Consider the following 11,571-nt stretch of genomic DNA (forward strand, 5'->3'; position numbering starts at 1 on the left):
AATGGCCCCCACCATCAGGCGGGGGCCGAAGGTCGGCTTACTTCGCGATAAGCCGCTCGGGCACGGTAACGCCCGCTTCTTCGTAGTAACGCTGCGCACCGGGATGCAGCGGCAGCGGCAGGCCGGCAATTGCCTTCTCCAGCGCCATCGCCTTCGTCGCCGGGTGGATCGCCTGCAGGAAGGCGAGGTTCTCGTAGATCGTCTTGGTGATCAGGTAGACGTTCTCTTCCGAGATGTCGGCGTTGGTGGCGAGGAAGTTCGGCTGCGCGATCGTGGTCACATCCTCATCCAGCCCCGGATATGTGCCCGCCGGGATCACGTATTCCGTCCACAGTTCACGCCCGCCATCGGCAGCGGCCAGTTGTTCCGGCGTGAAGTTCAGCAGCTTCACGCTGTCGGCCGCAGAGGCGAAAAGCTGGCTGATGGCGCCCGCCGGCACACCCGCCGGTGTGCTGATCCCCTTGACCTGGCCGTTCTGCAGGCTCTCGGCCGCCGGACCGTAGCCGCCGTAGACCAGCTCATAATCGGCATCGATATCGACACCAAGGCCGGAGAGCAGCGCGCGGTTGGACCCGATGGTGCCGGAGTTCTGGCTGCCGAGCGCCATCGCCTCGCCCTTCAGGCCGACGAAATCCTCCACCGTACCCGTGGGCGCGGAATCCGCGGCCGCAACGAAATGCTCCACGTTCTGCCACAGCATGGATACCGAGCGCAGGTTCTCCTGCTCGCCGGATTCCTCCAGCGGCCCCGTCCCCGTCGCGGCATAATAGCCATAGAGACCCTGCAGAATGGCAAACTGCGCCTCGCCCTCACGCAGCAGGCGCACGTTCTCGCCTGAGCCGGCGGAACTGATCGCCGACATACCGATGCTTTCGCTCGGCTGCAGTTTCACCTTGGTCAGCGTCGCCAGTGCAACACCGACAGGATAGTACGTGCCACCCGTGGACGCCGTTGCAAGAACGTAGTTGGCTTCCTCGGCCTTGACCGGGGCGCTGACGGATACCGTAACGGCAAGTGCGGCAGCCGCCGCTCCTTTGAAGATGTTCATCTTTTTCTCCCTGAATCCTGTGGATGCACGGTGGCACCCGCCGGCATACTTGCAGAACCGATCCGATATGGCCAGCGGCGAACCTTGCGAAAAGGCCGCATTCAAGGGCCCGAGCCGAATTTGCGGCCACCCGCAATGCCCCCCCCCTGCCGCGTTGCACATTGGCGCGGCAGATTGGTTCGACATCGAATTTCTATCGCGTCGCCAAGGCGTTGCGCGCGTTCAGACGCTCCAGGTTGACGATGGTCGACAACATCAGCCGGTCCTGGCTCCAGTCCGCCGGCTGCTGCAATGCAAGTGACAGCGCCCCGACCGCCAGCACCACGGGTACGGCCACCAACGCCACGATGGCCCGTGGCGCCCGCGCCTGACGCGCCTCTGCCACCGCCATCAACCGGCGGTACAAGAACGGCCGCCGCCGCGCCTCTACGAAGGCCACGCCGGGCAGCGCCCGGCGCACAGCGATGTTCTCGCGGCAGAACCGCAGCAGGCAGGCACAATATGCCCGCACATCCAGCCGGCCCCGTTCCACCAACCGCTGGTCGCAAGCCAGTTCGCGCAACTGCTCCACCTCCCGCTTCCACAGATGCATCGCCGGGTTCCAGAAAAAGAACGGCCGGATCACCTCCATACCGATCTCCCATGCCAGGTCGCCTTGCCGGATGTGCTGGAACTCGTGCGCCAGCACCATAGAAAGGTCCGCCGGTCGCGCCAGCAGTGATGAGGGCACCACAACGTAATGCCGCCGCCAGCCACGCGTCGAGAATGGCATGGTTATCTCGTCACTCACCAGCAGGCTCACCGTCCCCAGACGCCGCCAAACATGGCAGCGCCGCAGCACCTGCCAAACCGACAGCCCGCTCCATCCCAGTCGCACGGCGGCAATCACGAAACCTGCCAGCGCCACACCGGCGATGATCCAGGCTACCGGATGCGCGAAATCCAGAAACCCGCGAATGCCCGTTTCACGCATCGCGATCAGGGCCTCGAAATCCGCCGCCGGCATCTTGATCTGACCGTTCAGGTAATGCGCCACCGCGATATCGGAAATGGTAAGCGGCGCACCCAGCCAGCCCTCTGCCCGCAGCAAGCCGACACCAAGCATCGCCAGCGGGGTCAGCGCCATCGCCGCCAGCACCACCGTCATCGCCCGCAACTGGCCGATGAAGGCCCGCCCCAGTCCCAGCCGCCCCAGCGCGAACCGCACCAGTCGCCACAGGGCAAATCCGAATACCAGCACGACATTCGCTTCGAGATATGCGTTCAGAAGTGTTTCAGAGCCCATCATCTTTCAACTTCCTGTCCACCATCGCCCGAATTTCCTCGAGCGCTTCCACCGAAAGGCCTTCGTCATCGACAAGTCGTGCCACCAGACTAGCCGGAGTCCCGTCAAAAAGCTTCCGTGAAAGATCGCGCAGTGACCGGGACTGGTAGTCGTCCTTCTCGACCGTCGGCGTATAGATGAAGGTCTTGCCGTCGCGCCGGCTCTTCACGAAGCCCTTTTCTTCGAGAATGCGCATGATCGTGGCCGCCGAAGTGTAGGCCAGGCTGCGTTCCTCCGGCAGTTGTCCCAGCAACTCCCGCACCGATGCCTGCTCCAGCGCCCACAGGTGCGACATGAATTCCAGTTCCACCTCGGTCAGAAATTCCGAGTTCTTCTTTCTGCGCATAACAGACCTGTTCACACCCATGACCATCGTACCTCCAGCAGGTAGAGCGGAAATGAGGCGAGATTGAAAGTCATCGGCGACCTCACACCTTCCAGAAGCAGAAGAAAGCCCAGGCCAGTGCCAATCCAAGCGGCACCCACAGCGGCATTCCGAAAAATCCCAGCCACGCCAGAAAGATATAGACGGTGCCGAGAAGCGAGATGAACAATCGGTCTCCGCGCGTCGTCGTCAGGCCCAGCACCCCACGGCGCTCGTCGCCTCCCGGCCGCCGGATCTCCAGCACCGTGATTACGGCCATCGCTCCGAAAATCCCGACAAACACCAGCGCCGTCGGCCAGGTCCAGGCCATCCATCCCAGCATCACACCCTCCCCAGGGCGAAGCCCTTGGCGATGTAGTTGCGCACGAAGTAGATCACGATGGCGCCGGGGATGATCGTCAGCGTCCCCGCCGCCGCCAGCAGCCCCAATTCATATCCGGCACTAGAGGCCGTTTTGGTCATCGTCGCGGCAATCGGCTTGGCCTCCACCGCCGTCAGCGTCTTGGCCAGCAGCAATTCCACCCAACTGAACATGAAGCAGAAGAACGCGGCCACGCCCACGCCCGCCTTGATGCTGGGCAGGAAAATGGTCACGAAAAAGCGCGGAAACGAATAGCCATCCACATAGGCCGTCTCGTCCAACTCCTTCGGAACCCCACCCATGAACCCTTCGAGGATCCAGACGGCGAGGGGAATGTTGAACAGGCAATGCGCCAGCGCCACCGCCAGATGCGTGTCGAACAGGCCCACCGCCGAATAAAGCTGGAAGAACGGCAGCGCGAACACCGCCGCCGGCGCCATCCGGTTCGTCAGCAGCCAGAAGAAAAGCTGCTTGTCGCCCAGAAACCGATAGCGGCTGAAAGCATAGGCCGCAGGCAACGCCACGACGATGGAAATCACGGTGTTGATCGTCACGTAGATGATCGAGTTGATATAGCCCCAGTACCAGGTGGGATCCGTGAAGATCACCCGGTAATTCTCCAGCGTGAACGTCTGCGGAAACAGCGAGAACCCGGCGAGGATCTCGTTGGTGGTCTTGAAGCTCATCGCCACCAGCCAGTAGATCGGCAGCAACAGGAACGCGATGTAGAGGATGGGAATGAGGGAGCGTTTTCTCATTTGGCGTCATCCTTTGTCATCAGCGTGTAGAACACCCAGCTCACCAGCAGCGTGATCGCGAAATAGATCAGGCTCATCGCCGCCGCAGGCCCAAGGTCGAACTGCCCCAGCGCCATCTTCACGAGGTCGATGGACAGCAGCGTGGTCGAATTCCCCGGCCCGCCGCCTGTCAGCACGAAGGGCTCCGTGTAGATGTTGAAGCTGTCCATGAACCGCAGCAGGATCGCGATCGTCAGCACCGTCTTCATCTTCGGCAACTGGATGTACCGGAACACCGCCCAGCTGCTCGCCCCGTCGATCTTCGCCGCCTGATAATAGGCATCGGGGATCGAGACGAGCCCGGCATAGCTCAGCAGCACCACCAGCGATGTCCAGTGCCAGACATCCATCACGATGATCGTCACCCACGCGGCAAACGGGTTCTGCGTCATGTCATAGGGAATGCCCAGCGTCGTGTTCATCAGGTAGCCCAGCAGGCCGATATCTGGCAGCGTGAAGATGTTCCACATCGCCCCCACCACGTTCCACGGGATCAGCATCGGCAGCGCCATCAGCACCAGGCACACGGGCACCCAGAACCCCTGCCGCGGCATCGCCAGCGCGATGATGATGCCCAGCGGCACCTCGATCGCCAGAATGATGCCGGTGAACATGAACTGCCGACCCAGCGCCGCATAAAACCGGTCCGAATTCAGCAGTTGCTGAAACCAGTCCAGCCCCTGCCAGAAGAACACGTTGTCGCCGAAGGTTTCCTGCACCGAGTAGTTGACCACCGTCATCATCGGGATCAGCGCATTGAACGCCACCAGCACCAGCACCGGCAGCACGAAGAACCAGCCCTTCTGATTGACAGTCTTCATCGTCCCGCCTCCGTCGCCAGCCACCCGTCGCGATACACCCGCGTCTGCTCGGGCTTGAAGGCCAGATGCACCTCCGCCCCCTGCTCGGGCACCGGCCCCTCGACGATGGCCTTCACACTCACCCCGCCGGTCACCGCATCCACCACCGAATGCCGGCCCACGTCCGCCACCCGCGCCACCCGCGCCGGCAGGCCCGTGGCCCCGAGCGAGACGAATTCCGGCCGCACGCCGATCTGCGCCGCACCCTCGCCGGGCCGCACCGCCCCTTCCAGCGGCACCGCGCTGCCCTCGAAGAAGGCGCCACCATCCCGCACCTCGCAGGGCAGCAGGTTCATACCCGGAGAGCCGATGAAATGGCCCACGAACGTGTGCTGCGGCCGCTCGAAAAGTTCCACCGGCGTGCCGATCTGCACCACCTCGCCGTCCTGCATCACCACCACCTGGTCGGCGAAGGTCAGCGCCTCGGTCTGGTCATGCGTCACATAGATCATCGTGCGCCGCACCCGCTGATGCAGTTCCTTCAGCTTGCTGCGCAACTTCCACTTCAGATGCGGGTCGATCACCGTCAGCGGCTCGTCAAACATCACCACGTTCACGTCGTCGCGCACCAGCCCGCGCCCCATGCTGATCTTCTGCTTGTTGTCCGGGCTCAGCCCCGCCGCCTTGGTGTCCAGCATCGCCGTCACGTCCAGCATCTCGGCGATCTCGCGCACCCGCGCGTCCACGCGGGCGGCATCCACACCCCGGTTGCGCAACGGAAAGGCGAGGTTGTCGTACACGCTCATCGTGTCGTAGATCACCGGAAACTGGAACACCTGCGCGATGTTGCGCCGGTCCGGCGGCTCCGCCGTCACATCCTGCTCATCGAACAGGATCTTGCCCTCTGATGGCACCAGCAGCCCCGAGATGATGTTCAGCAACGTCGATTTCCCGCACCCCGAAGGCCCCAGCAGCGCATAGGCCCCGCCATCGTCCCATTCGAGGTCGATCTCCTTCAGCGCGTAGTCTTCCGGCTTCGAAGGGTTCGGGTAGTAGCTGTGCCGCAGGTTCGACAGGGTGATTTTCGCCATCTTACGCCACCAGCCGGCCGTCGGGCCCGAAATAGAAACACGCCGCCGGGTCCATCCAGAAGCGGTGCATCTCGCCCACCTCGTAAGGGTGCACGCCATGCGCGAGCGAAACCCACGCATCCGCGCCCATCTGGAAATGCGCACTGCTTTCCGATCCCGAAAGTTCCGTCACCAGCACCTCGCCCTCCAGCGCCACACCCTGCCCGCCCGTGGGCACCACATGGTGCGGCCGCACCGCCACGGTGTAGGCGCCATCCGCCAGCCCCGAAGCCGCACCCTCCAGCCGCCACGACACCCCGGTGCCCAGCCGCGCCTCGCCGCCCCGCACCTCGACACCGGCCGAATTTATCGGTGGGTCGGAAAACACCTCCGCCGCCGAAAGCGTCTCGGGCCGGCGATAGATCTCCGCCGTCCTCCCGAACTGGCGCACATGCCCGTCCTGCATCAACGCCGTATAGCCGCCCAGCAGCAGCGCCTCCTCCGGCTCGGAGGTCGCATAGACCACCACCGCGCCCCGCCCGGCGAAAAGCTCGGGCAACTGCTCGCGCAATTCCTCGCGCAGCTTGTAATCGAGGTTCGCCAGCGGCTCGTCGAGAAAGACGGCCCGGCTCTCCTTGGCGATCGCCCTGGCCAGTGCCGTCCTCTGCTGCTGCCCGCCCGAAAGCTCCTGCGGCCGCCTCTTCAGCATGGGGCGCAGTTGCAGGATGTCCGCAGCCTCCTCGACACGCCCCTGAATTTCGGATTTCGCCATGCCTGCAACCCGCAACGGGGAGGCGATGTTGTCGTAAACGGTCATGTGCGGATAGTTGACGAAGAACTGATGCACGAGGCTGATGTTGCGCTTCTGCGTGGAAAGCTTCGTCACATCCTGCCCGTCCATCAGGATCTGCCCCTCCGCGATCGGATCGAGCCCCGCCATCATCTTGATCAGTGATGTCTTGCCTGCGCCAGTCTCGCCAAGCAGTACGTTGAAGTGCCCTGTCTCCAGCACCAGCGAAGTCGGCTTGATATGGGTGATCTGGGCCACCCGTTTGGTGGCGCCGCGAAGTTCGATGGTCATTCCGGGGCTCTGCCTTTTCAAATTGCCGGCCCCGGCGTGCGATGGAGCGCACGCGGGGCCGGCAGCGCCGTCACTGGGAGGACCAGCGTGCGACGAGATCGTCGTAGTTCACGGTCTCACCCTGCGGCTTTTCGTTGTCCAGCTTGGGCTTGGCACCGCCATTGGCAAACCACCACTCCGCGTCCTTTTCCTCGTTGAGGCGCGGGCCGCAGCCGCCGTAGACATTGGCACCCTCATCCGCGCGCTGCATCCGCGCCATGGTGATGTCCATTTCCGAGGCCAGCCGGTCCATCGCTTCCTGCGGCGTGAAGGCACCGGAGTTCACGTCACCGATCTGCTGCCACCAGATCTGGGCCAGCTTCGGGTAATCCGGCACGTTGATGCCGGTGGGCGACCATGCCGTCCGGTCGGGCGAACGGTAGAACTCCACCAGACCACCCAACTTCGGCGCCCGCTCGGTGAAGCTTTCGTGCCGCACCGAACTGTCGCGGATGAAGGTCAGCCCGACATGGGATTTCTTCACGTCAACTGTTTTGGAGACGACGAACTGCGCGTAGAGCCATGCTGCCTTGGCACGATCTTCCGGCGTGGATTTCAGGATCGTCCATGATCCCACGTCCTGATAGCCGACCTTCTGGCCCTCTTCCCAGTACGGGCCGTGTGGGCTCGGCGCCATCCGCCACAGCGGGTTGCCGTCGGCATCCACCGTGTTGTTGCCTTCTGCCTGCGGCTTCACCATGTCGGCGGTGAATGCCGTGTACCAGAAGATCTGCTGTGCCACGTTCCCTTGTGCCAGCGCGGGCAGCGACTGGTAGAAGTCGTAGCTTGCCGCACCCGGAGGCGCATAGGCCCGCAGCCACTCGTCCCATTTGCGGATCGCATAGACGGCCGCAGGACCGTTGGCCGCGCCGCCGCGCGTCACGCTCGCACCCACGGGGTTGCAGGTGCCTGCTTCCATACGGATGCCCCATTCGTCGATCGGCACGCCGTTCGGTTCCCCCTTGGAGCCGGCACCCGCCATCGACAGCCAGGCATCGGTCATGCGCCATCCCAGATCCGGCGCGCGCTTGCCGTAATCCATGTGGCCATAGATCGTCACTCCGTCGACTTCCTTCACATCGTTGGTGAAGTATTCGGCGATGTCCTCATAGGCCGACCAGTTTACCGGCACACCCAGCGGATAGCCGTATTTCTCCTCGAAACCGGCTGCGATATCGGGATCGTCAAACCAGTCCTTGCGGAACCAGTACAGGTTGGCAAACTGCTGGTCCGGCAACTGATACAGGTCGCCGTCCGGGCCGGTTGTGAATTGCGTGCCCATGAAGTCGTCGAGGTCGAGATCGGGGTTCGTCACGTCCGCCGCCGGGCCCGCCATGAAGTCCGTCAGGTTGACAGCCAGTTGCAGCCGCGAATGGGTGCCGATCAGATCGCTGTCGTTGACATAGGCGTCATACAGGTTGCGGCCGGTCTGCATCTGCGTCTGCACCGCCTGCACCACTTCACCTTCGCCGAGGATCTGGTGATTGACCTTGATCCCGGTGATCTCCTCGAAGGCCTTGGTCAGCACTTCGGATTCGTATGAATGTGTCGGAATGCCTTCGGAAAGAACGTTGATTTCCATACCCGAGAACGGTTCCGCCGCCTGGATGAACCAGTTCATTTCCGCCAGTTGTTCGTCCTTGCTGAGAGACGAAGGCTGGAATTCCTCGTCGATCCACTTGCGCGCCGCGGCTTCGTCGGCAAACGCAGGTGAGTAACCCGCCAGCACGGCCGAAGCCGCGACAGCGGAGAGCAGATACTTGCGCATCTCATCTCCTCCCTGGAGTTTATATAAGCCGGTCTTCGCCGACTGGCCCGAGTGTCACGTCAAACTCCGGATATTGTCAAACTAAAAATTTAGTAGGTACATTTTTCCACCTAAAATATTGATAAATAATGGTTTTCAATTAAGTCGAGTCACAGCCCCCCTTCGCCGAAACCCCGCCAAGCCAAATCTTCGTGAGTCTCCCGCAGCGCCGCAATTCAGCATTCGTTAACCAAAGCACCACCATGCTCCGGTCATGACCACCCCCGGCGCGGAGTCCCTGTTCGACCGTCCGGCGCTGCGCCCTCCGGCCGGCGCCGCCGCGCGGCTGGCGTGGCTGCGCCTCGCCCGTTCCCACCGGGTCGGCCCCGCCACCTTCCTGCGCCTCATGGCCGAACATGGCAGCGCCGAGGCCGCCCTTGCCGCCCTGCCCGCCATCGCCGCCAGCGCGGGCGCCAGAAACTACACCCCCGCGTCCGAGGCCGACGCCAGACGCGAACTGGAAACCGGCCACCGCCTCGGCGCCCGCCTGCTCTGCCTCGGTGACCCTACCTATCCCCCCGCACTCGCCCGCATCGAGGATCCGCCGCCCTGCCTCTGGGCCCTCGGCGATCCCGGCCTCGCCGCCCGCCCCACCATCGCCATCGTCGGTGCCCGCAACGCCTCCGCCCTCGGCCTGCGGATGACGATGCGGCTGGCGGCCGAGGTCGGCGAATACGGTCTCGTCGTCGCTTCCGGCCTTGCCCGCGGCATCGACACCGCCGCCCACAGCGCCGCCCTGGCCGGCGGCACAATCGCCGTACTCGCCGGCGGGCTGGATTGCATCTACCCGGCGGAGAATGCCGCCCTCGCCCGCGACATCGCCGCCCGCGGTCTTCTCCTGTCCGAAACCCGTCTCGGCCTTACCCCGCAGGCCCGCCACTTCCCGCCACGCAACCGCATCGTCTCCGGCATCTCCCGCGCTGTGGTGGTGGTGGAGGGCGCGGCCCGTTCCGGCACGCTCATCACCGCCCGCAACGCGCTGGATCAGGGGCGGGAAGTCCTGGCCGTCCCCGGCCACCCCTTCGACGCCCGCGCCGCCGGCTGCAACATGCTGATCCGCGATGGCGCCACTCTCATCCGCTCGGGAGAGGACGTCGCCAGCGCCCTCGGCCAGACCCTGCCCCGCCGCACCGTCCCCAACGCCGCACCCCGGCCGGAGATCGCATCCCGCACGCCCCCACCCCGCCCCGGCGGCGACATCCGCCGCGAACTCCTCAACCTTCTCGGCCCCACCCCCATAGCCGAGGATGCGCTCATCCGCCGGACGGGCCAGCCCGCTGGCCGCATCATCGACACCCTGATGGAGCTCGATCTGGCAGGAGAGATCGTTCGCCACCCCGGCGGTCTCGTCTCCCGGGCCGTGGCCTGAAGTGCCCCCTGCGCACGCGACGCTTGCAAAAAATGCCCTCAAGGCATTAGCTTGGCTCCAAAAAAGGCAAGGCAACATCGATGCAGACCGCCGAGCAGCAGCAGCCGGAATGGCTCGCCCGCGCCGCCATTGCCGTGGCGGTCGTGTTTGCAGGCTTTATCCTACTCCGCCACGACCTTGCCTACTGGTACGACGAGGTCTTTACTCTGGGCGCCGCCGGCATCAATGCCAGCGGGCCGGATTGGCCGACACTGCGCGGCGATGTCCATCCGCCCACCTATATCCTGCTGGTTCGCGGCGTCTCCACCCTCATCGATGGTGCCGGTCCGGCCATCCGGCTCGTCAACCTGCTGGCCGTGCCCGTCTACGCCGCGGCGGCCATGGTCCTGTGGCGCAGCCTGCCGCGCCTCGCCTTCTGGGCTGCCGCCATCCTGCTCGGTTCCAATCTCTTCTTCTTCCTCACGGCGCTGGAATTGCGCTCCTACGGGTTGCTTCTTTCCCTCTCCACCCTCGGCCATGCACTCTGGCTTGCCCGGCTGAAGGGCCGCGCCTCCACCGTCGCCCTGATCGCAACCGCGCTCTGCCTCAGTGTTCTGCATTTCTTCGGCGCTGCCATGGCCGCCGCCCTGCTGCTTCTGGCCGCCCTGCGCGGGCCGCACCGCACCCTGCTGCTGGCCACGGCCTGCCTGCCCGTCCTGGCCACCTTGCTCTGGGCGTTCGTCATCGCCGACATCGGCGGTTCGCTTGGCGGCGGGCTCTGGATCACCAACGGCCTGCAACCATGGATCACCTTTCTCTCCGGCCTGCCGCTCGTCATCCTGCTGCTGATATTCCTTCCAATCCTGCGCCGCCGTCTGCCCGCCGCTCCATCCGTGCCCCACCCGGCGTGGTTGCTGGCGCCGGCAGCCATGGTCGTGGCCGTGGCCCTCGTCATCTCGCTGCATTCACCGGTCATCTCGGTCAAGAACCTGACGGTCACCATCCCTGGCCTCGTCCTCTTCACCGTCATCGCACTGCCCCCGGCAGCCCTTGCCGCCGCCAATGCCACCGCAGCAACACTGGGCATTGCCGTCGCAGCAGCCGGTCTGTCCGCATGGAAAGCCGGTCAGGATCACGAATATGTCCGCTGGGTCACCGAGACCGTCACGCCACCGGAATGCGATGGCGTGCCGCTATTTGTCTTCACCCCCGACATAGTCGACACCTATGCCCAGCAGGTCTTTCTCGGCCAGCAGCTCCGCCCGCTGCGCAACCTGCCCGACCTGACGGTGGAGGACATCTCTGCCTATCGCGGCGCCTGCAACATCATCGCCGCCGGCTGGCACGAGCCGGGAGAGACCGACATCATGCAGCGGTTCTTCGACGCGCGCGGCATCGCCGTGGCGATCACCACCCACCCGCAGCGCAAGTCTCGTGGCGATGCCAGCCTGTCCCCCGGATTCTACATCCGGACAACTCCCTGACACCAAGCCGCCTTGACACCGCCGCAA

Annotated in this window: 11 protein-coding genes; 2 read left to right on the forward strand and 9 right to left on the reverse strand. The window is 64.3% G+C overall.

Annotated elements, in window-relative coordinates:
• Positions 1–37: 37 nt before the first annotated feature.
• The 9 genes from GO499_RS12065 to GO499_RS12105 all read right to left on the reverse strand — a co-directional run bounded on the left by GO499_RS12065 (position 38) and on the right by GO499_RS12105 (position 8,673).
• Positions 38–1,048 (reverse strand): TAXI family TRAP transporter solute-binding subunit, encoded by a 1,011-nt coding sequence (locus GO499_RS12065; RefSeq protein ID WP_161862414.1) that lies wholly within the window; start codon positions 1,046–1,048, stop codon positions 38–40.
• 193 nt (positions 1,049–1,241) lie between these two features.
• Entirely contained in the window at positions 1,242–2,336 is a 1,095-nt protein-coding gene (locus GO499_RS12070) for a M56 family metallopeptidase (RefSeq protein WP_161862415.1), read from the reverse strand.
• On the reverse strand, positions 2,323–2,718 hold the full coding sequence (locus tag GO499_RS12075; RefSeq protein WP_161862416.1) for a BlaI/MecI/CopY family transcriptional regulator: 396 nt from the start codon (positions 2,716–2,718) through the stop codon (positions 2,323–2,325). The genes GO499_RS12070 and GO499_RS12075 overlap by 14 nt, the downstream gene beginning before the upstream one ends.
• Before the next feature lie 82 nt (positions 2,719–2,800).
• On the reverse strand, positions 2,801–3,079 hold the full coding sequence (locus GO499_RS12080; protein WP_161862417.1) for a DUF2160 domain-containing protein: 279 nt from the start codon (positions 3,077–3,079) through the stop codon (positions 2,801–2,803).
• Positions 3,079–3,876: a carbohydrate ABC transporter permease gene (locus tag GO499_RS12085; RefSeq protein WP_161862418.1), complete on the reverse strand. Its 798-nt coding sequence runs from the start codon at positions 3,874–3,876 to the stop codon at positions 3,079–3,081. The genes GO499_RS12080 and GO499_RS12085 overlap by 1 nt, the downstream gene beginning before the upstream one ends.
• On the reverse strand, positions 3,873–4,736 hold the full coding sequence (locus GO499_RS12090; RefSeq protein WP_161862419.1) for a carbohydrate ABC transporter permease: 864 nt from the start codon (positions 4,734–4,736) through the stop codon (positions 3,873–3,875). Before GO499_RS12090 ends, GO499_RS12085 begins: the two co-directional genes overlap by 4 nt.
• Positions 4,733–5,806, reverse strand: a complete 1,074-nt coding sequence (locus GO499_RS12095; protein WP_161862420.1) for an ABC transporter ATP-binding protein — start codon at positions 5,804–5,806, stop codon at positions 4,733–4,735. The genes GO499_RS12090 and GO499_RS12095 overlap by 4 nt, the downstream gene beginning before the upstream one ends.
• Position 5,807: 1 nt before the next feature.
• A complete protein-coding gene (locus GO499_RS12100) occupies positions 5,808–6,866 on the reverse strand; it encodes an ABC transporter ATP-binding protein (RefSeq protein ID WP_161862421.1) in 1,059 nt (352 codons plus the stop codon).
• Positions 6,867–6,936: 70 nt separating this feature from the next.
• Complete coding sequence (locus GO499_RS12105) at positions 6,937–8,673, reverse strand: ABC transporter substrate-binding protein (protein WP_161862422.1); 1,737 nt, start codon at positions 8,671–8,673, stop codon at positions 6,937–6,939.
• Positions 8,674–8,926: 253 nt separating this feature from the next.
• Between GO499_RS12105 and dprA the strand changes: the two genes are divergently transcribed.
• Both dprA and GO499_RS12115 read left to right on the forward strand, forming a co-directional pair.
• The gene (gene dprA / locus GO499_RS12110; RefSeq protein WP_161862423.1) at positions 8,927–10,081 is read left to right on the forward strand and encodes a DNA-processing protein DprA; all 1,155 of its coding nucleotides are present in this window, start codon (positions 8,927–8,929) and stop codon (positions 10,079–10,081) included.
• An 80-nt stretch (positions 10,082–10,161) separates the two neighbouring features.
• Positions 10,162–11,544, forward strand: a complete 1,383-nt coding sequence (locus tag GO499_RS12115) for a hypothetical protein (protein ID WP_161862424.1) — start codon at positions 10,162–10,164, stop codon at positions 11,542–11,544.
• Positions 11,545–11,571 lie beyond the last annotated feature (27 nt).

Origin of the sequence: Algicella marina (assembly GCF_009931615.1) — a bacterium.
GTDB classification, from domain to species: Bacteria; Pseudomonadota; Alphaproteobacteria; order Rhodobacterales; family Rhodobacteraceae; genus Algicella; species Algicella marina.

Excerpts from the sequence above, each read along its gene's own strand:
- GO499_RS12065 (WP_161862414.1), bottom strand. The coding sequence starts at position 1,048 with ATGAACATCTTCAAAGGAGCGGCGGCTGCCGCACTTGCCGTTACGGTA.
- GO499_RS12070 (WP_161862415.1), bottom strand. The coding sequence starts at position 2,336 with ATGATGGGCTCTGAAACACTTCTGAACGCATATCTCGAAGCGAATGTC.
- GO499_RS12075 (WP_161862416.1), bottom strand. The coding sequence starts at position 2,718 with ATGCGCAGAAAGAAGAACTCGGAATTTCTGACCGAGGTGGAACTGGAA.
- GO499_RS12080 (WP_161862417.1), bottom strand. The coding sequence starts at position 3,079 with ATGCTGGGATGGATGGCCTGGACCTGGCCGACGGCGCTGGTGTTTGTC.
- GO499_RS12085 (WP_161862418.1), bottom strand. The coding sequence starts at position 3,876 with ATGAGAAAACGCTCCCTCATTCCCATCCTCTACATCGCGTTCCTGTTG.
- GO499_RS12090 (WP_161862419.1), bottom strand. The coding sequence starts at position 4,736 with ATGAAGACTGTCAATCAGAAGGGCTGGTTCTTCGTGCTGCCGGTGCTG.
- GO499_RS12095 (WP_161862420.1), bottom strand. The coding sequence starts at position 5,806 with ATGGCGAAAATCACCCTGTCGAACCTGCGGCACAGCTACTACCCGAAC.
- GO499_RS12100 (WP_161862421.1), bottom strand. The coding sequence starts at position 6,866 with ATGACCATCGAACTTCGCGGCGCCACCAAACGGGTGGCCCAGATCACC.
- GO499_RS12105 (WP_161862422.1), bottom strand. The coding sequence starts at position 8,673 with ATGCGCAAGTATCTGCTCTCCGCTGTCGCGGCTTCGGCCGTGCTGGCG.
- dprA (WP_161862423.1), top strand. The coding sequence starts at position 8,927 with ATGACCACCCCCGGCGCGGAGTCCCTGTTCGACCGTCCGGCGCTGCGC.
- GO499_RS12115 (WP_161862424.1), top strand. The coding sequence starts at position 10,162 with ATGCAGACCGCCGAGCAGCAGCAGCCGGAATGGCTCGCCCGCGCCGCC.